This window comes from Phaeobacter cretensis (assembly GCF_047372505.1).
In the GTDB taxonomy this organism is placed as follows: Bacteria; Pseudomonadota; Alphaproteobacteria; order Rhodobacterales; family Rhodobacteraceae; genus Phaeobacter; species Phaeobacter cretensis.
Genome location: NZ_JBKBEU010000001.1, coordinates 1,071,765 through 1,091,109, shown reverse-complemented (window position 1 = coordinate 1,091,109; position 19,345 = coordinate 1,071,765). Strand labels below are relative to the sequence as shown.

Annotated in this window: 18 protein-coding genes; 8 read left to right on the top strand and 10 right to left on the bottom strand. The window is 57.0% G+C overall.

The window, feature by feature from the left end:
* Positions 1 to 66 precede the first annotated feature (66 nt).
* Positions 67 to 2,097 carry a phenylacetic acid degradation bifunctional protein PaaZ gene (gene paaZ / locus ACEWZM_RS05260; protein WP_414005437.1) on the bottom strand — a complete coding sequence of 677 codons (2,031 nt, stop codon included), beginning with the start codon at positions 2,095 to 2,097 and terminating at the stop codon, positions 67 to 69.
* Positions 2,098 to 2,221: 124 nt separating this feature from the next.
* On the opposite strand from paaZ, the gene paaG reads away from it, so the two are divergent.
* The 4 genes from paaG to ACEWZM_RS05240 are packed head-to-tail and all read left to right on the top strand — an operon-like array spanning position 2,222 to position 5,397.
* Positions 2,222 to 3,007, top strand: a complete 786-nt coding sequence (paaG, locus tag ACEWZM_RS05255) for a 2-(1,2-epoxy-1,2-dihydrophenyl)acetyl-CoA isomerase PaaG (protein WP_414005436.1) — start codon at positions 2,222 to 2,224, stop codon at positions 3,005 to 3,007.
* A gap of 2 nt (positions 3,008 to 3,009) precedes the next feature.
* Entirely contained in the window at positions 3,010 to 3,435 is a 426-nt protein-coding gene (gene paaI / locus ACEWZM_RS05250) for a hydroxyphenylacetyl-CoA thioesterase PaaI (RefSeq protein WP_414005435.1), read from the top strand.
* A 33-nt stretch (positions 3,436 to 3,468) separates the two neighbouring features.
* Positions 3,469 to 4,794 (top strand): phenylacetate--CoA ligase PaaK, encoded by a 1,326-nt coding sequence (paaK, locus tag ACEWZM_RS05245; protein WP_414005434.1) that lies wholly within the window; start codon positions 3,469 to 3,471, stop codon positions 4,792 to 4,794.
* A gap of 6 nt (positions 4,795 to 4,800) precedes the next feature.
* On the top strand, positions 4,801 to 5,397 hold the full coding sequence (locus ACEWZM_RS05240; protein WP_414005433.1) for a TetR/AcrR family transcriptional regulator: 597 nt from the start codon (positions 4,801 to 4,803) through the stop codon (positions 5,395 to 5,397).
* A gap of 167 nt (positions 5,398 to 5,564) precedes the next feature.
* On the opposite strand, the gene ACEWZM_RS05235 is transcribed toward ACEWZM_RS05240, so the two are convergent.
* On the bottom strand, positions 5,565 to 5,771 hold the full coding sequence (locus ACEWZM_RS05235) for a cold-shock protein (RefSeq protein ID WP_014875579.1): 207 nt from the start codon (positions 5,769 to 5,771) through the stop codon (positions 5,565 to 5,567).
* A gap of 54 nt (positions 5,772 to 5,825) precedes the next feature.
* Positions 5,826 to 6,854, bottom strand: coding sequence for a tryptophan--tRNA ligase (gene trpS, locus ACEWZM_RS05230; protein WP_414005432.1), 1,029 nt, complete (start codon positions 6,852 to 6,854; stop codon positions 5,826 to 5,828).
* Positions 6,855 to 6,998: 144 nt separating this feature from the next.
* Between trpS and ACEWZM_RS05225 the strand changes: the two genes are divergently transcribed.
* The gene (locus ACEWZM_RS05225; RefSeq protein ID WP_414005431.1) at positions 6,999 to 7,685 is read left to right on the top strand and encodes a rhomboid family intramembrane serine protease; all 687 of its coding nucleotides are present in this window, start codon (positions 6,999 to 7,001) and stop codon (positions 7,683 to 7,685) included.
* A 107-nt stretch (positions 7,686 to 7,792) separates the two neighbouring features.
* Here the strand turns inward: ACEWZM_RS05225 and murJ are convergent, their stop codons facing one another.
* Genes murJ through ACEWZM_RS05210 form a run of 3 tightly spaced genes read right to left on the bottom strand, consistent with a single transcriptional unit; the run spans position 7,793 to position 13,309 of the window.
* The gene (gene murJ, locus ACEWZM_RS05220; protein ID WP_414005430.1) at positions 7,793 to 9,352 is read right to left on the bottom strand and encodes a murein biosynthesis integral membrane protein MurJ; all 1,560 of its coding nucleotides are present in this window, start codon (positions 9,350 to 9,352) and stop codon (positions 7,793 to 7,795) included.
* Positions 9,349 to 12,177, bottom strand: coding sequence for a [protein-PII] uridylyltransferase (locus ACEWZM_RS05215; RefSeq protein ID WP_414005429.1), 2,829 nt, complete (start codon positions 12,175 to 12,177; stop codon positions 9,349 to 9,351). The genes murJ and ACEWZM_RS05215 overlap by 4 nt, the downstream gene beginning before the upstream one ends.
* Complete coding sequence (locus tag ACEWZM_RS05210) at positions 12,137 to 13,309, bottom strand: penicillin-binding protein activator (RefSeq protein WP_414007962.1); 1,173 nt, start codon at positions 13,307 to 13,309, stop codon at positions 12,137 to 12,139. Before ACEWZM_RS05210 ends, ACEWZM_RS05215 begins: the two co-directional genes overlap by 41 nt.
* 84 nt (positions 13,310 to 13,393) lie before the next feature.
* Between ACEWZM_RS05210 and rsmI the strand changes: the two genes are divergently transcribed.
* The 3 genes from rsmI to gshB all read left to right on the top strand — a co-directional run bounded on the left by rsmI (position 13,394) and on the right by gshB (position 15,691).
* On the top strand, positions 13,394 to 14,254 hold the full coding sequence (gene rsmI / locus ACEWZM_RS05205; protein ID WP_414005428.1) for a 16S rRNA (cytidine(1402)-2'-O)-methyltransferase: 861 nt from the start codon (positions 13,394 to 13,396) through the stop codon (positions 14,252 to 14,254).
* A gap of 2 nt (positions 14,255 to 14,256) precedes the next feature.
* On the top strand, positions 14,257 to 14,655 hold the full coding sequence (locus tag ACEWZM_RS05200; protein WP_414005427.1) for a YraN family protein: 399 nt from the start codon (positions 14,257 to 14,259) through the stop codon (positions 14,653 to 14,655).
* A gap of 103 nt (positions 14,656 to 14,758) precedes the next feature.
* On the top strand, positions 14,759 to 15,691 hold the full coding sequence (gene gshB, locus ACEWZM_RS05195; RefSeq protein ID WP_414005426.1) for a glutathione synthase: 933 nt from the start codon (positions 14,759 to 14,761) through the stop codon (positions 15,689 to 15,691).
* A gap of 21 nt (positions 15,692 to 15,712) precedes the next feature.
* Here the strand turns inward: gshB and ACEWZM_RS05190 are convergent, their stop codons facing one another.
* From ACEWZM_RS05190 to cobU, 4 genes are all read right to left on the bottom strand, one after another.
* A complete protein-coding gene (locus tag ACEWZM_RS05190; RefSeq protein WP_414005425.1) occupies positions 15,713 to 17,215 on the bottom strand; it encodes a YifB family Mg chelatase-like AAA ATPase in 1,503 nt (500 codons plus the stop codon).
* Between the two features lie 132 nt (positions 17,216 to 17,347).
* Complete coding sequence (locus ACEWZM_RS05185) at positions 17,348 to 18,031, bottom strand: glutathione S-transferase (RefSeq protein WP_414005424.1); 684 nt, start codon at positions 18,029 to 18,031, stop codon at positions 17,348 to 17,350.
* A 58-nt stretch (positions 18,032 to 18,089) separates the two neighbouring features.
* Positions 18,090 to 18,692 carry a histidine phosphatase family protein gene (locus ACEWZM_RS05180; protein WP_414005423.1) on the bottom strand — a complete coding sequence of 201 codons (603 nt, stop codon included), beginning with the start codon at positions 18,690 to 18,692 and terminating at the stop codon, positions 18,090 to 18,092.
* On the bottom strand, positions 18,689 to 19,222 hold the full coding sequence (cobU, locus tag ACEWZM_RS05175) for a bifunctional adenosylcobinamide kinase/adenosylcobinamide-phosphate guanylyltransferase (protein ID WP_414007961.1): 534 nt from the start codon (positions 19,220 to 19,222) through the stop codon (positions 18,689 to 18,691). The genes ACEWZM_RS05180 and cobU overlap by 4 nt, the downstream gene beginning before the upstream one ends.
* Between the last annotated feature and the right edge of the window lie 123 nt (positions 19,223 to 19,345).

Sequence of the window (19,345 nt, the reverse complement as noted above, 5' to 3'; positions counted from 1 at the left end):
GTATAATAGATAAGTCGCCCGGCCCGGATAGGCCAGAGCGGGCGGCATTATCCCGACAAAACCCGGTCAAAAGGCGTTCATCGTCAGCAGCTCATATTCGGCGGCAATCTCATCATCCTGATTGCTTAGGGTCACATGCCAACGGACCTCGCCATAGTCTTCATTGCGAGGGGTCTTCTTCTTGACTGACAGACGTACTTTGATGCTGTCGCCTGCGGAGACGGGTTTCATAAACCGCAGGTTATCTAGACCGGTATTTGCTAAAACCGGACCTTCGTCAGGTTGCACAAACAGGCCGGCGGCAAAGCTGATGAGCAGATAGCCATGGGCCACACGGCCGGGGAAAAACGGGTTCCGTTTGGCTGCCTCATCATTCATATGTGCATAAAATGTATCGCCGGTGAAATGGGCGAAGGTCTCGATATCGTCCAGGGTGATGGTGCGCGTATCGCTATACATGGTTTCGCCTAGCTCTAGCTCACCAAACTTGCGTGTAAAAGGATGCACTGTGGCAGGCAGTTCTATGCCGCCCGGAACCCATGCCTCACCAATGGTTGACAGGATATCGGGCGAGCCCTGAATGGCGGTGCGCTGCATGTAGTGTTTGACGCCGCGCACGCCGCCCAGTTCTTCACCACCGCCCGCGCGGCCTGGGCCGCCGTGGACCATATGTGGCAGCGGGGAACCGTGGCCGGTGGATTCTTTCATCGAATCCCGGTTGTTGAAATAGAGCCGCCCGTGGAAAGCACCGGATCCTAGCGCGACACTGCGGGCCACCTCTGCATCATGGGTTATGACTGACGCCACCAAGGAGCCTTCGCCCCGATTGGCGAGTGCAATGGCATGGTCAAGATCGCGGTATCCCATAACTGTCGATACAGGGCCAAAGGCTTCGGTGTCGTGGATACGTTCAGCCCGGTCTGGATCGGCACAGTGGAACAGCATCGGTGGTACAAATGCGCCTTTCTCGGGGTCGGCACCCGCCACCACAAAGCTGTCTGGGTCGCCGTAAACGCGCTCGGCCTCCTGTGCCAGGATTTTTGCTTTGTCCAACACGTCACGTTTCTGGCTACCTGATACGAGCGCTCCCATGCCTGTGCTGTCCAAGCGGGGGTCGCCGATGGTGGTTTTGGCCAATTTTTCAGACAATGCAGTGATGACTGCATCGACTTGTGGTTGCGGTGCGATGATACGGCGAATGGCGGTACATTTCTGACCGGCCTTTGTGGTCATCTCGCGGCTGACTTCCTTTATGAAGAGGTCGAACTCCGGCGTGCCGGGTGTCGCGTCAGGGCCCAGGATCGAGGCGTTCAAACTGTCCTGCTCTGCGACGAATCGCACGGATTTTTCCAGGATAACAGGGGTGGAACGTAGTTTGACCGCAGTCTGTGCTGAGCCGGTGAAGCTGACGATATCCTGAATGCCCAGATGGTCAAGCATATCGCCCAAACCTCCTGAAACCAGTTGTAATGCGCCATCTGGCAAAAGGCCGCTATCAAGCATGAGCCGCACCGCCAGTTCGGTCACATAGCAGGTAGCGGTGGCCGGTTTTACAATGGCTGGGACACCCGCGAGAAGGGTTGGCGCTAGTTTTTCCAACATGCCCCAAACAGGAAAGTTGAAGGCGTTGATATGTACTGCAACTCCTTGCAGAGGCGTGCAAATATGTTGCCCAAGGAAGCTGCCATTGCGTGACAACTGCTCGATATCACCGTCGAGATAGACATGAGCATCCGGCATTTCCCGCCGCCCTTTTGAGGCAAAGACAAATACAGTACTAATTCCGCCATCGATGTCGATCATATGATCGGATTTGGTGGCACCGGTGTCAAAGCTCAGATCATAAAGGGCCTGTTTGTGGGTGTTCAGATGTGTTGCCAGTGCCTTTAACATCCGGGCGCGACCATGGAATGTCATCTTGCGCAAGGCCGGGCCTCCGGTCGAACGGGCGTAGTCCAGCATCGCCTGTACGTCCAACGCCTCATTCCCGGCCTGTGCAATGGGTGCACCGGTGATCGCGCTTGCAATGCTGCGCGCGCCCGTGCCGGGTGCGATCCATTGGCCAGCGGCAAAGCTGGATACATCAAGAAGGCTCATGGCGGGATCCTTTACGTCCGAACCGGTCTTAGCCCGGTCAAATATGAGAGGTCGTAAATATATTGACCAACCGGTCGGTTTATGCAAGGTCTTTGTCAATACATGCTCGAGGGGAGATGCTGTGATGTCTGAGACGCTGTTGATAAAGGATCATGGATCTTGGGTGGAGATTACTCTGAACCGCCCGGACCGGCTGAACAGTTTCAACGAAGATATGCATCACGCCCTGCGAGCGGCTCTTGAAGCGTCACGTGACCAAGGAAAGCGTGCTGTTCTGCTAACGGGAGCCGGTCGTGGGTTTTGTGCGGGGCAAGATCTGGGCGATCGCGACCCGCGTAAAATGGACAGTTCTCCGGATCTTGGCCACACTGTGCGAACCTTCTATGCGCCTTTGGTGAACCTAATCCGCTCGCTTGAATTTCCGGTGATCTGCGCCGTCAATGGCGTCGCCGCTGGCGCTGGAGCCAATCTGGCGCTGGCTTGCGATATGGTGTTGGCGGCCGATAGTGCCAAGTTTATCCAGTCTTTTTCCAAAGTGGGTCTGATCCCTGATACCGGCGGCAGTTGGCATTTGCCGCGTTTGTTGGGTGAGGCCCGTGCCAAGGGGCTGGCCCTGACCGCTGAACCTTTGCCGGCCCAAAAAGCCGCAGAATGGGGATTGATCTGGAAGGCTCTGCCTGATGAGGATCTAATGGATGAGGCCCGTGCCATGGCAGATAAATTCGCCAATGGGCCGACACTTGGTTTGGGTCTGACCAAATTTTGCATTCAAGGCGCGGCTACGAATACGCTGTCTGAACAGCTTGAGATCGAAGCTGACGCTATGAAAACCTGTGGCGAGAGCGCGGACTATGCCGAAGGCGTCGCCAGTTTTCTCGAGAAACGTACGCCTGTTTTCAAGGGGGCGTAGGCATGACGCCCAAGGAGCGCGCCGAAAAGTCTGCCGCCGCCATGTGGGCGACAGATCAGGCCTCGCAATGGGCCGGGATGGAAATCACCCATGTCGATGAGGGTTTCGCGGTGCTGGAGATGACTGTCTCGCCACATCACTGTAACGGCCATGGCATCTGCCACGGCGGCGTCACCTTCATGCTTGCTGACAGTGCCTTTGCCTTTGCTTGCAACAGTCGCAACCAATCAACGGTCGCTCAGCAAAATATGATCAGCTATACCGCGCCAGGCCGGTTAGGCGACCGGCTGATCGCCACTGCGCGGGAGGTCTCCCTGACCGGGCGCAGTGGGATATACGATGTCACTGTCACCAATCAGGAAGATACCAAGATCGCCGAATTCCGCGGGCTGTCACGGGCGATCAAAGGCCATTTGTTTGATGTATAGGCCATTCTACAAAGACCAGGTGTGGAGGACGCCATGAAAGACCTGACCCCAAACAAAGCCGATCTTGATCCGATCGAGATTGCCTCCATTGACGAAATCCGCGCCTTGCAGCTGGACCGTTTGAAACGGTCGCTGCGCCATGCCTACGAAAATGTGCCGATGTACAAGCAGCGGTTTGATAATGCAGGCGTGCACCCCGACCATCTGCAACAGTTGTCGGATCTGGCCAAATTCCCCTTCACCTACAAGAATGACCTGCGCGACAATTATCCCTTTGGTCTCTTTGCTGTGCCACGCGAGCAGATCATCCGATTGCACGCGTCCTCCGGTACGACGGGCAAGCCGACCGTTGTTGGTTATACTGAAAATGATATCTCCAATTGGGCTGATCTGATGGCACGTAGTCTACGTGCCTCGGGTTTGCGCAGGGGGGATATGGTGCATAACGCATATGGGTACGGGCTGTTCACCGGTGGACTTGGCGCGCACTACGGGATCGAGCGGCTGGGCGCGACTGTGGTGCCTATGTCTGGTGGGCAAACCGAAAAGCAGATCGGCCTGATCACCGATTTTCGACCGGACGGCATTATGGTGACGCCTTCCTATATGCTTAACATCCTCGAGCAATATCAAAAGGTTGGCATTGACCCTCGAGAAAGCTCACTAAAGGTTGGCGTTTTTGGTGCCGAACCTTGGACTGATGCGATGCGCCGTGAGGTTGAAGAGGCCTTTGATATGCATGCAGTGGACATTTACGGCCTTAGTGAGATTATGGGCCCCGGCGTCGCCAATGAATGTGTTGAAGCCAAGGATGGCCCGGTTATCTGGGAAGATCATTTCCTGCCGGAAATCATAGACCCACAGACAGGTGAGGTGCTGCCGGATGGAGAAATGGGTGAGCTGGTCTTCACGACGATCACAAAGGAAGGGCTGCCTATGGTCCGCTATCGGACCCGTGATCTGACGCGCCTGCTGCCTGGTACTGCACGTTCTATGCGGCGGATGGAAAAAATCACCGGACGCAGCGACGACATGATCATCCTGCGTGGTGTCAACGTTTTTCCCAGTCAGGTGGAGGAGCAGTTGATGGCCATCGATGGTCTCGCGCCGCACTATCAGATTGAGCTCTATAAATCGGGCCGCATGGACGCCATGCGCGTCTATGTAGAGGCCAGCCCGGATGCCTCGGATGAGGCAAGCAAGACTGCTGCCGCGCGGATATTGACGAAGCAGATCAAGGATATGGTGGGGGTTTCGACCGAGATCGTTGTCGGCGATCCCGGTGCGGTTGAACGCAGCCAGGGCAAAGCCAAGCGTGTTGTCGATAACCGCAACGCCGATCCGCGCGAACAGGAGTAACCCCACTTGGCCCGCACCATTGCTAAAGATCATGATCACAAGCGTACGCAGATACTTACATCTGCGGCAAAAGTCTTTGCTGAACAGGGCTTTGATCGAGCATCGATGACCCAGCTGGCGCGGGAGTGCGGGATCTCCAAGGCCAATATCTACCATTACTATGACAGCAAGGACGCTGTGCTTTTCGGTGTTCTTGATACCTACCTCTGTGAGCTGCGGGACCGGGTCTGTAGTGTGGATGTTACGGGTCTTGTCCCTGACCAGCGCCTGCGCCGGATCGTGTCTGAAATCCTGCTGGCCTATCAGGGGGCTGACAACGAGCATCAGGTGCAAATCAGCGCGATGTCAGCCTTACCAGAGCCTCAACAGGCTTTACTGCGTGGGTATCAGCGTGAGTTGGTCCATCTGGTGAGTGATGCGCTGGCGGCCGTTGCTTCGGATGAGATCGCTCAGGATCCAGCCAAGCTGCGAGCTACCACCATGTCGGTCTTTGGTATGCTGAACTGGTACTACATGTGGAATTCAGGGACAGGGCCGGAGGCGCGCGAAGGCTATGCGGAGATGGTCGCCGACCTGACCATGAATGGCATCAAAGGCCAGTAAGTGTGCCGCTCGTGGCTTGATCGACACACATCTCCAGATTGAAATTCAAAACTGCAGACATGCAAAAGGCCGCCAGAAACGGGCGGCCTTAGGGTGATTCTATCCACAGGAATCCGTGGCCAGAACGTCTTTAGATGGATGGGCGAGGAAGATCCGCGCCGCGATCCTTACAGCAGTTCCAGGGAACCTGCGGACTGCTTGCCGTCACGACCAGTTTCCAGCTCGTAGGAAACTTTTTGGTTGTCGTTCAAACCATTAAGGCCCGAGCGTTCAACCGCAGAGATGTGTACAAACACGTCCTTGCCGCCAGACTCGGGCTCGATAAAGCCGTAGCCTTTTGTTGCGTTGAACCATTTCACGGTGCCATTGGCCATCCGAATTCTCCAGTATCTATCTCCCCGCAGGGTGCGGGCTCGTAAGGCCTAGTATCATAGAGTAACCGGAGCCACCATGCCCACAATGTCATAAGTTTTGCGAAGAATGGGGGCTGTGATCTCTCGGGCACGCTCTGATCCACGCGCAAGGATCTTGTCGATTTCGTCCTGATGCTGCATCAAACGGGCCATCTCAGTGGTGATGGGGCTCATTTTTGAAACTGACAGATCGGCGAGCATCGGTTTGAACTCCGAAAACGCCTTACCGCCAACGTCTGCGAGCACCTGATCCACGGTTTTTTCTGCCATTGCGGCGTAGATATTGACCAGATTGCGTGCTTCGGGGCGGCCTTCCAGACCTTCTGCTTCTGACGGCAGAGCGTCAGGATCGGTCTTGGCCTTGCGGATTTTTTTGGCGATGGTGTCGGCGTCGTCGATCAGGTTGATGCGGCTGGCATCCGAAGGATCGGATTTCGACATCTTCTTGGAACCGTCGCGCAGAGACATAACGCGCGTGGCAGCCCCTTCGATCACCGGCTCGGTCTCAGGGAAGAAATCGACGCCGTAGTCATGGTTGAACTTCATCGCAATGTCACGGGTCAGTTCCAGATGTTGCTTCTGATCCTCACCAACGGGTACATGGGTGGCGTGATAAACCAGAATATCTGCTGCCATCAGCGCGGGGTAAGCAAACAGGCCGAGAGACGCATTCTGCGCGTTCTTGCCAGCTTTGTCTTTCCACTGGGTCATCCGCTGCATCCAGCCCATGCGGGCGACGCAGTTAAAGATCCATGCGAGCTGCGCGTGTTCGGGCACCTGGCTTTGATTGATCAGGATCGACTGTTCGGGATCAAGCCCCGCCGCGATGAAACCCGCACACAGTTCGCGCGTGGATTTCTTCAGATCAACCGGGTCCTGCCAGACAGTGATGGCGTGCAGATCTACCATGCAGTAGATGCTTTCTACGTCCTTGGCTTGCCAATCCACGAACCGCTTCAGCGCGCCAAGATAGTTGCCAAGGTGCAGATTGCCCGATGGTTGGATGCCGGAAAACACGCGGGGCGTGAATGTAGTCTCGGTCATCAAGAAACTCCCGTCTGGAATTAGGATCCTTGCTGGCTTAACCATGGCGGCAACAGTCGTCAACCACGCTCGGATCGGCCGTCATAGGTCGGGCATCAGGTGTCGGGCAGGACAACAGTGCAGGCAAGTAGGAGCAAGATCACGATGGAACACGAAAAAGAGCCGTCTCCGGTGAACCCGCTGCCGCCGGTGGTAGTGGCGCTGGTGCTGATCCTCTTTGCGATCGAGGCCGGGTTCTCGCTTGGTGCGCGCGGCATCATTGGCGGAGCCGATGCCATTGGCTGGCGGTTGCATGCCATCCAGACCTATGCCTTCTCGTCAGAGGTTCTGTGGTGGATGTGGGAGACCGGACAATGGCCGGTGGAACATTTGATCCGGTTCGTATCCTACATTTTTGTGCATGTGGCCTTTACCCAAACCTTGTTTGTCTGCGTTTTTGTTTTGGCGATGGGCAAGATGGTCGGAGAGATCTTTGGTGATCTGGCCATGGTGGTGGTGTTTCTGGTCTCAGGCATTGGTGGTGCGCTTGGCTATGCGCTGCTGACACAATCGCCGACTCCACTGGTTGGAGGATTTCCCGCCGTCTACGGGCTGATCGGGGCCTTTACCTATATTCTGTGGCGGCAACTGGCATTGGTGGGGGCTCAGCAAAGCAGGGCCTTCACGCTGATCGCGTTCCTGATGGGAGTGCAACTGCTGTTTGGCCTGCTGTTTGGTGGCACGTTGGACTGGGTCGCAGATCTATGCGGATTTGGAACCGGGTTCGGCCTGTCTTTCTTTTTAGCGCCTGGTGGCTGGGCGCGGATCCGCAGCCGAATTCGACGTCAGTAAGCGTCGAAAAGGAGACCGAGTAAAGCCGGACTGCATGCATTACATACAATATATACAAGAGCGCCAGCTGGTGCTCTTCATAGTGTGATTGGTAGCTAAGAAGCCAGTCAGCTTGCGGACGGGTCGCTTCCTCTGCGGACGGCACGTTTTACATCGCCCAGACGCACCGCGCCGATGATCTGACCCACGCCAAAATAGATAACTGCCCCAAGGCCGATTAACCCGAGCAGCGCAAGATAACGCCAAGTGGGTAGGTAGAACAGCCAGTCAAAACTATGAACCACCCCAAAAAGCGACAGCCCCATGATCGCCGAGGCTACCAGTATGCGCAGGCCGCGATCATAGAAACGTCGATCGAACCGTGCGACGTCGCCCATCCTGCGCGCGCCGAGCCAAAGGCAGGCGACCATTGCCCAACCCGCCACTGTCGCTGCGATTGCGGGTGCGATCCAACCCACAAACGGCTTCAATCCAAAGGCAAGTACGGCGTTAATGACCATCGCCAACACGGCATAGCGAAAGGGGGACCGGGTATCTTCACGCGCAAAGAACAAGGGTTGCAGTACTTTTTGCAGCACAAAAGCAGGTAAGCCCGCACCGTAGATAGCAACTGCGAGAGCTATCGCTGCGATGTCGTCGGAACTGGTTGCGCCGCGTTCGTACAGCACCGAAACCAGTACCAATGGCACCGCAAGAAATGCGGCCGTAGAGGGCAGTGTCAGCAGCAGTGAGAATTCGCCTGCACGGGAAAACGCGTCCCGCGCACCGGCATCATCAGCGGCCCGCAGGCGGCGCGACAGATCAGGTAGCAATACGATACCAACCGCTATACCCACGACGCCGAGTGGCAATTGGTACAGTCGATCTGCCACAAACAACCAGCTCACGGCGTTTTCAATGTCCGAGGCAACCTGTTGACCAACCACCAGATTGATCTGCGTCACTCCCATTGCGAGCGCCGCAGGCAGCGCCACTCGAACAAGGTTCTTCATCTGTGGTGTCCAGCGTGGACGACCGGGGCGTAGGTGAATGCCTGCACGGCTGGCAGCCACCCATACCAGAGCCAGCTGTGCCACGCCGGCCACTGGGATGGTCCATATTAGCCACGTGATCACACCGCCGCCCAGCACCGCCCCGGCGACCATAGCTGCACAGGCAAAGATGTTTAGCAAAACCGGCGCAGCGGCCGCTGCCGCAAATCGACCGGTGGCATTTAAAACGCCGGAAAACAACGCAGCCAAGGACATGCACAGAATATAGGGAAAGACGATCTGTCCGTACCCAACTGCGAGATCAAACCGCGCATCGCCAATAAATCCGCCTGCCGTGGCCCAGACCAGGGCTGGCATAAACACCATGCCAAGCCCGACGAGCAGCAGCACCGTGATTGCCAGTAGGTTAAACGCCTCCTGTGCAAATCCTTGCGGGTCGTCGCCGCTTTCCAGTCGTTTGGCAAACATCGGCACAAAGGCCGCATTAAACGCGCCCTCTGCAAAGAAACGGCGGAACATATTGGGCAGACGGAAGGCTGCCACAAAGGCATCCATCAACGGCCCGGGGCCAATATAGGCGGTGATCAGGATTTCCCGTAAGAAACCTAGGATCCGGCTTGCTAACGTCCAGAAACCGACGGTGAGAAAGCCCGACATCAGCTTGATCGGCTTCATGATCCGGCCCGCTTTGCCCCTTCGGAGATGGCCTTGCGCAGCTTGGCCTCCAGCGATTTCTGTTTGGACTCTGCATAGTATTTCAGGCCAAACATGTCCTTGACGTAAAAGGCATCAACCACCTGCTCGCCGTAGGTTGCGATCACCGCATTGGCGATATAGATATTGGCCCCAGCCAAGGTGCGAGCCAGATCATATAGCAGTCCAGGTCGATCCCGCGTGTCCACCTCGATGATGGTGTAGATTTCAGAGCCATCGTTATCAAAGGTGATATGTGTCGGCACATTGAAGGCACGCTCGCGCTTTTTGATCTTGTCCCTTGATCTGAGTGCTTCGCCAGGGATCACCTCGCCCTTCAGGGTTTTCTGGATCATCTCCCGCAGCCGTGGCAGGCGCTCTGCCTCATAGGGGTGGCCTTCGGAGTCTTGGATCCAGTAGGCATCAGTCACATAGCCGTCCTTGGTGGTGTAAGACCGTGCATCAACCACATTCGCGCCAACCAGCGCCAGCGCACCGGCGATGCGGGCAAAGATGCCGGGATGATCTGCCATTGAAAAACAGGCTCGGGTGGCGTCACGGTCTTCATCCGGGTGCAGGCGAATGATCACTTCTACCGGGTCATCAAGCTCGGTCAATTCACGCAACATCTCGGCGAAATCGATATGGGCGGTGACGTGCAAACCCTGCCAATAGGGATCGTAATGACGGGCGGTTTCCACTTTCAGGCTTGCTTTGGACCAGTCGGGCAGGGCCGCGCGCAGGGCTTTCTTTGCCTCGGTGCCGCGATGGGCCCGGTTCAGCGCCTCCATCCCGTTTTCCAACGCTTCGCGGGTCTGGTTATAAAGCGCCCGTAACAGAGCCGCTTTCCAGTTGTTCCACGTATCCGGCCCAACGCCGCGAATGTCGCAGACGGTCAACAACAGCAAGAGGTCCAGCCGTTTGATAGTCTTTACCGCCTTAGCAAAGTCGCGCACCGTACGCGGGTCGGCAATATCGCGTTTCTGCGCCATATCCGACATCAACAGATGATAGCGCACCAACCACTCGACGGTCTCGCATTCACTTTTATTGAGGCCAAGCCGTGGTGCCACACGTCGCGCAATCTGTGCGCCCAGAATCGAATGATCTTGCTCGCGCCCCTTACCGATGTCGTGCAGCAGCATCGCCACCAGCAACACCTTACGGTTCACGCCGGTGCGGATCACGGTGGAGGATAGCGGCAGCTCATCTTCGAGTTCACCCCGTTCGATCGCGGCAAAGTTCGAGATCACCTGAATGGTGTGCTCATCCACCGTATAGGAGTGGTACATGTTAAACTGCATCATAGCCACGATCGGCTCGAACTCGGGCACAAAGGCGCTGAGCACGCCAAGTTCGTTCATCCGCCGCAATGCGCGTTCGGGATTGCCATGTTTCAGCAGCAGGTCGATGAAGATCCGGCGGGCTTCCTTGTCGTTGCGCATCTCGTCATCCACCAGATGCAGGCTTGCGGTCACCAAGCGCATGGCATCGGGATGGATCAACATGCCGGTCCGCAGAGCTTCCTCGAATATGCGCAAAAGGTTCAACTTGTCTGCGCAGAAAGCCTCCGGGTCGGCCACGTTCAGGCGGTTGTGAACCACCATATATCCGGGTTTCACACGAGGCCGCCTCCGAAAGATCCGCTCCAGAAGAGGTTCGTTTTTCTGGTGGGTGGCTTCCAGCTTGGTCAGGAAAATACGGGTCACATCGCCAACTCTGGTGGCGTGACGGAAATATTCCTGCATGAAGACCTCAACCGCGCGGCGCCCCGCCCGGTCCTCATATCCCATGCGGGCAGCGACCTCGACCTGGAGGTCAAAGTTCAGCTGCTCTGTTGCGCGTTTGGTGAGCAAATGCAGATGTGCCCGCACCGCCCAGAGAAAATTCTCGGCCTTGGCAAAGGTGTCCAGCTCTTCCGGGCTGAACAATCCCATGGGCACCAGTTCGGCAACGTCTTGTACCTGATAGAGATATTTGGCGATCCAGTATAGCGACTGCAGATCTCGCAATCCGCCTTTGCCCTCCTTGACGTTGGGCTCAACGACATAGCGCTCGCCTTGCTTGAGGTGGCGCGCATCGCGCTCTTCCAGTTTTGCCTCGACAAAATCGCGGGCGTCCTTGGAAAACAGTTCGGCATTCAGGCGACGGTCCAGATCAGCAGCCAACCCGGCATCGCCATCCAGAAAACGCTGCTCCAACATAGCGGTGCGAATGGTGAAATCCTCGCCGCCCAGACGAATGCAATCGCGGATGGTACGGCTGGAATGGCCGACCTTCAGACGTAGATCCCAAAGGATATAGAGCATCGATTCAATCGCGCTCTCGGCCCATGCGGTGATCTTGTAGGGGGTTAGAAACAGCAGATCGACATCGGATTGAGGGGCCATCTCGCCGCGCCCGTACCCGCCAACAGCAATTAGCGCGATCCGCTCACCCTGAGTAGGGTTGGACAGTGGATGCAGCAGGCTGGTGGCGGTGAAATGCGCGGCCGTGACGAGCCCATCCGTCAAGTAGACATAGGACCGGGTCAGTGCCCGTGCGGCGAAGGGTTCCTCCGCAAAGGCCTCCGCGATCGCGGCACGTCCCGCCAAATTGGCGTCACGCAGGATGTTGACGACCCCGGCGCGCAGCTCTGCAGCAGGGCAATCGCGTGACAGTGCAGTTATTGCTGCACGAACGGCTACCGCATCAAAAATTTTGCCGGGGTCGCAAATCAGCGGCCCCAGTAAAGGCGGTAGATGGACGGTGTCCGGCAGTGCTGGATCAGAATCCGGCACCGGCGAAGCTACTGGGAGCTGGGTCAATAACCACGACCTTCTGTTCTTTGATTGTCGCAACCGCAAGGCCACGTTCGTTGGTGCCATCGGGCCGCAGGCGGAAGATCCCACCGGTGCCTTGGAAGCCATTGCTGCGGGTCAGCGCAGCACCGGTCAACGCGTCGGATTTGCCTGCGCTCACCAGTGCGCCGATCGCGGCAATGCCATCATAGGCCAGACCACCGATGGGATGCGGTGCTGCACCATAGCTGGCTTGATAGCGGCCGCGGAACTGCTGTGAGCGATTGGTGTCGGGCAGGGCGAACCAACCACTTTGTACACCCGGTAGTGCCAGCGTCTGCGATGGAATATCCCAACGAGTAAGACCGATATACTGAGTGGTGGCCGGGTTTACACCCGCTTCCGGCATCAGCTGTGTCAGGAGGGGCAGAGCACCGGCAGTGTTCGCCGTTAGGAAAACGGATTGCGCTCCGCTGCGGCCAACAGTCGACCGAATGGTAGGGATGGCGTTGATGACGCCCTGCTGCGACAGCTCGTAGCTAATAGCGCCGTTGATATTGGCAGGGGTTGCCGCAGCGGCGCGTTCAATCGCAACACGGCCCGCCTGTCCTGCGGGATCACTGCCGCTGACGATCACCATGTTCCCCTTGCCCTGACGCGCAGCATAGCTGGTCAGCCGCCGCGCCGTATTGTCAAAGGTCGGTCCAAGAATAAAGACGTTGCCACCGGCAATGGCGGTATTGTTGGAAAAAGCCAGAACATTCACATTCCGCTGCGCAGCCACTAGCCCAGCAGCATTTGCCGCCTCGGCGCGGACCGGGCCTAGAATAATCCGCGCGCCGTCATTGATTGCGGTGGTGGCAGCGGTTGCGGCCTGTTGAGGCAGGCCTGCGGTGTCGTAGATTCGCAAGTCAATTTTGACACCGTTCAGATCTGCAATCGCCATGCGCGCAGCATTTTCAAGGCTCTTTGCTAAAAGCGCATCACCCGGCTGTGCAGATCCGCGAGGCACCAATAGGGCCACTGGCACGGGCTTGGATGTGTTGATCGTAGGCCCGACACCGGTTGGCAAGGTGTCACAGGCGGCCAGTGCCAGCGTTGAAACCGCGGTTACAGCGGCTATTGTCGCCTTGCGGGCATGTTGAAAAACAGCAAACATAATAGACTTGAAACTCCCTTGTCCGACGGCGTAGGCCGTGTTGGTACCTGAGAGATCATAAACCACCAACAAGGCGGGTCCAGCGTGAATCACAAGATCGTCCATTTGCCCTGCGGCCTGTACTTTGTTGCCACACCCATAGGCACCGCTCGCGACATTACTTTGCGGGCGTTGGATGTGCTGGCCTCTGCTGACATGATTGCTGCAGAGGATACGCGATCCTTGCGCAAACTCATGGAAATCCACGGAGTTCCCCTCAATGGACGGCAGATTGTTGCCTATCATGATCACAGCGGAGCGGGTGCGCGCGGTCGCTTGCTGGCGGCGCTCGAAGACGGGCAATCGGTCGCCTATGCCTCCGAGGCTGGTATGCCGCTTATTGCCGATCCAGGCTATGATCTGAGCCGCGCGGCAGCTGAGGCCGGACATCTCGTCACCATTGCGCCGGGGGCTTCCGCGGCGCTGGCGGCGCTCACATTGGCCGGTCTGCCAACGGATGCATTCTTCTTTGCAGGTTTTTTGCCAAATGCCAGCGGGGCACGGCGCAAACGGTTGGAAGAGCTTGCCGCGGTGCCCGGAACTCTGGTGTTTTACGAATCTCCTAAGCGGGTCGCCGCCTCTTTGCGCGACATGGGATTGGTGCTGGGCGACCGCCCGGCAGCGCTGTGCCGTGAAATCACCAAGAAATTTGAAGAAGTACGGCGCGGTAACCTGCTGGTTCTTGCCGACGGTCTGGACCAATCGCCGGTCAAGGGCGAGATTGTGGTATTGGTAGATCGCGCCAGAGGCACCAGCGTCAGCGATGGCGACCTTGATAGTGACTTGCGCGCAGCACTTAAGGATAACTCCGTGAAAGACGCCGCCTCCATTGTTGCTGAAATGCATAATTTGCCCCGCCGCAAAATCTACCAACTGGCGCTTGATATGGCCAAGGAAGCAGACTAAGCGTGGCCGCTGGGAAAGAAACCCAACCCAAGTCGCAGTCGGACCGAGCGCTGCGTGGGTCTCAATCTCATCATGCCGGACGTGCGGCCGAAGAACTGGTGGCTCGTCACTATGAAAGCCAAGGCTATCGCGTTGCTGAACGCCGCTGGCGGGGCGGCGGCGCTGAGATCGATCTGATACTGCGGCTGAAGGCGATGGTGATCTTTGTCGAGGTCAAACACAGCGCCACCCATGATCAGGCAATAGCACGGATTAATGCCAAGCAGATGCAGCGTATGGTGACCAGTGCGGCGCAGTTTCTCGCAGGTGAGTCCGATGGCCAGTTGACTGAGGCGAGGTTGGATATCGCGGCAGTTGATGGGGCCGGTAAGGTTGAGGTTGTGGAAAATTATTATAGTTAAGGTTGTTCGTTTCAGCCATTGAACCCGCTGCCAACCTGGGCCATGTATTCGGCGTGGGCGGTTTGCCCATGTCATTTTGCCCAAGTCATGAGGGACTGACATAATGAAAATCGCCTTTCAAATGGATCCAATCACCGACGTTGATATTAACGCGGACAGCAGCTTTCGTATTGCGGAGGAAGCGCAGGCACGGGGTCACAGCCTGTTCTTTTACGGCCCCGATCAGCTGGCCTATCAGGAGGGACGTGTTACTGCCCGTGGTCACGATATGACAGTACAGCGGGTTGCCGGCACCCCGGCGGAACTCGGCCCGCGCCGTGAAGTGGACCTGAGCGAGTTTGACGTGATCTGGCTGCGCCAGGATCCGCCGTTTGATATGCATTACATCACGTCGACCCATCTACTTGATCGTTTGAAGGGTCAGGCTCTTGTGGTCAATGATCCGTTCTGGGTGCGCAACTACCCGGAAAAGCTGCTGGTTCTGGATTTTCCAGAACTGACGCCGCCCACCACCGTTGCCCGCGATCTTGAGACCATCAAGGCGTTCAAAGAAAAGCACGGCGATATCATTCTAAAGCCGCTCTATGGCAATGGCGGGGCCGGTGTGTTCCGGCTCGACGCAAATGACCGCAACCTGGCCTCTCTGCATGAGTTGTTTACAGGCTTTAGCCGTGAGCCGCTGATCGTGCAGAAATTCCTTCCCGATGTTTCCAACGGCGACAAGCGTGTAATCCTTGTCGACGGTGAGCCAGTGGGTGCGATCAACCGTGTCCCGGCGGCGGGTGAGACGCGCTCCAACATGCATGTTGGTGGTCGGCCAGAAAAAATCAGCCTGAGCGAACGTGACCTGGAAATCTGTGCCGCGATTGGGCCACTGCTGTGTGAAAAAGGGCAGATTTTTGTCGGTATCGATGTCATCGGTGACTACCTCACCGAGATCAACGTGACCTCACCAACCGGGATCCAGGAATTGGAACGGTTTGATGGTGTGAACATTGCCGAAAAGATTTGGCAGGCGATTGAAGCCAAACTCTGAGTTTGAGCTTGCGGAGTTCGCCTAGGCCGCAATGCGAAAACTGATTGCCTCGGCAATATGGGGGCGTCGGACATCCGGCGCTCCTTCAAGATCTGCAATCGTGCGGGCAACTCGCAGCACCCGGTGATAGCCCCGTGCCGTTAGCCCGAACCGCTCCGCAGCCTGTAGCAGCAAGGCGCGGCTTTCGCTGTCCGGGGTGGCAACTTCCTCTAGCATTTGCCCCTCTGCATCTGCATTCTGACGTATCCCTGTAAAATGCTGGTACCGGCTGGTCTGTACTTCGCGGGCGATAGCGACACGGATTGCAATATCGACTGAAGGCTCACTATCATTGGGTAGATCCAGATCGGCGAACCCCACTGGCGGGACATCAACGCGGAGATCGAAGCGGTCTATCAGCGGTCCTGAAATGCGCCCGAGATAATCGGTGGAACATTGTGGGGCCCGTGCGCAAGCGCGGTTTGCATCGCTGAGCGCCCCGCATTTGCAGGGATTGGCAGCGGCCACTAGCATAAATCGACTGGGATAGCTGACATGTGCATTTGCACGCGCCACATTCACGCTGCCGGTTTCCAGTGGCTGACGCAGGGTTTCCAGCACCGCGCGACTGAATTCAGGCAGCTCATCCAGAAACAGAACGCCATTGTGGGCCAGACTGATCTCACCTGGTTGCGCGCGGCGCCCTCCGCCCACAATGGCCGCCATTGAGGCGGTGTGATGCGGTTCGCGGTAGGGGCGATTACGGCGAATGCCACCTTCATCGATCAATCCGCACAAGGACTGTATCATAGAGGTTTCCAGCGCCTCGGCGGCAGTTAAGGGGGGCAAAATAGATGGAAGCCGCGCTGCGAGCATTGATTTTCCTGATCCCGGGGCCCCGACCATGAACAGATGGTGCCGTCCGGCGGCTGCGATCTCAAGCGCGCGTTTGGCCCGTTCCTGACCTTTCACATCACGCAGGTCTTTTTCGGAAGGGGCATCAATCACCTCGCCGGGTTCGGCTGGTGCAATGACCATCTGCCCGGTGAAATGTCTGACCACATCCGTTAGCCCGTTTGCCCCAATAACGGTCGCATCACTGACCCAGGCGGCCTCGGCGCCAGAGGCTTTGGGGCAGAGCAACCGCAGTCCGTCGCTGGCAGCAGCCATAGCCGCTGGCAAAGCGCCGACGACAGGTACTAGGCTGCCGTCGAGCGACAACTCGCCCAGTGCAATTGTCTCGGATGCGGCTTCGGGGGGGATGATTTCAATCGCGGCCAGCAGTGCCAGCGCAATGGGTAAATCGAAATGGCTGCCTTCCTTGGGCAGGTCGGCGGGGGACAGGTTCACAGTAATGCGGCGCGAAGGCAGAGCAATCGACATGGTCGCAAAGGCAGAGCGCACACGCTCGCGCGCCTCACTAACCGCCTTGTCGGGCAGGCCCACGATGGAAAATGCAGGCAAGCCAGGTGCCACAGCGCATTGCACCTCGACCTTGCGTGCGTCGATGCCTTGAAAAGCAACGGTATAAGCGCGCGAAATCATCTCTCCCCTTTCCACAATGGGTTGGGAGAGATGCTTTGCTAACGTGGTTTCGGAGATGTTAATGGCACCGGTTTTTTACGGATTATTCACCTAAAGTGTCTCATCCGGGTGACGCAGTCAGAGGCAGGGCGCTTAGGACAATTGCCAAGGCTTGCGGGGCAATTCGATTGGGTAGGGGTCTGTCACATACGACACCTCGTCGATCCTGTCTTGCCATTTGCGCAGAACCGGATCGGACAGGGTTGTACGGCAATAGGCGCGTGTGTCTTCCGAAACAGGCAGGTCAAACCCGACGATCCGGGCAGCGACTGGCGCGTAAAACGCATCCGCTATGGAGTAGTCACCAAACAGCCAACCTTCGTGGCTGCCCGACACTTCACGTGCGTGGGAAAAAAGGGTTTCGATCCGCTTCAGATCCGCCCGCACAGAATCGGAAGGCTCAAATCCCTGATAAACGTAGGCCAATTGCATTGGGCAGGCGCTCCGCAAGGCCCCAAAACCAGACGCCATTTCCGCGACCAGCCAGCGTGCTGTTGCGCGATGACGGGCATCCGACGGCCACATGCCAGCCTCTGGGTGCCGCTCCGCCAATGTTTCGGCAATAGCAATTGTTTCGCCGATCACAGTACCATCTGGCAGCTGAAGCGTTGGCAACAATCTTGCGGGTGCCAGCTTCGACATTTTGTCTGCCATGGTGCCTGCAAACATCTCGACCAAAGAGACTTCATGAGGCAGGTTGAATTTTTCCAGCATCAGCCAGCCGCGTAACGACCAGCTCGAATACTTGCGATCACCGATGTAAAGTTGATAAGTCATGGTGCGAGCGTATCGCAACGCTTTTCATTCTGAAATGTAATAATTGTGAATACATGTATCACGGATTGTGATTTATTGCGCCGATGCCCCATCCTCGATCCATCTTCGTGCCGCGATGAGTGATTTCACTGACAGACAGATTGTCGATCCGATGCGCGAAGGCCTCTTCTGCACTCAACTGCTCTGACCTTTGGATTTGTGTCAGGATCTGACCGAAGTGACCAACCACGATCAAATTTCGGCTGCGGTGGGTCTCGACTAGCTCGTTTACCGCTGCATCGACCCTTGCGCAGACCTGATTCCAACTCTCGCCGCCTGGCGGAGTCACATCTCCGGGTGTTTCCCAATAGGCTCGGATACGGTCGGGATCTTCTGCGTCAATCTCATGCCAGCTGCGCAATTCCCAATCACCGAAATGGATTTCGCGCAGCTCCGGAATGTCTGCCAACCTCTGCCGATCGCGACCGATAGCGGTCGCTGTGTCTCGCGCCCGGCTCAGGTCTGAAGAAACAACCAGCGCGTCTGGCGGAAGATAGTGATGCAGCCGATCCAGAGCTGCCGTATCAGACAGATCTGCGGGTAGATCGGACCAGCCAACCATGGATTTGGCGTGGGTCGGCCCATGGCGGACCAAGAAGAGCCGGGTGATGGCTTCGGTCATATTGCGGTTCCTTTCAGCACATGTGGCAGGCCTGCAGTGACTTGGACAACAGTATCTGCGCTGCTGGCCAGAGTGATGTTTAACCGACCCTGTGCTTCGCGGAATTGGCGCGCGAGAGCGTTATCCGGCACGATGCCATGACCAACTTCGTTAGATACGATCACTACTGTGGCGGCGCATCGCGCCAGTGCCGCCATCAGCGCATCCTGTGCGGCTTCCAAATCCGTTTCAGCCAGCATTTGATTGCTAAGCCACATGGTTGCACAATCCAGCAGGCAGATCTGATCGGAATGCAGCGAGTCGAGTACTGGTGCCAGATCCATGGGCGCCTCATGGGTTGTCCAACCGCTGCCACGCTGAACCAGATGTCGGCCGATTTTGGCGCGCATCTCGTCGTCAAACACTTGTGAAGTGGCCAGATAAACCCTGTCTTTGTGGGAGTTTAGGCAGATTTTTTCCGCGTAGGCCGACTTGCCAGACGCAGCGCCGCCCAGAATGAATGTGACTTTAGACAGCACTTTTATTACCATGATAAGACCGAAGTGTTGCGTGAATGGGTAGCCACGGGTGCGGCGCAACGCAAGATGTGTTCCCCATGTGAGCACGTCAACATTTCTAAGCTAGCGCTTATTCTGGCGCAGATTTTCAGACGA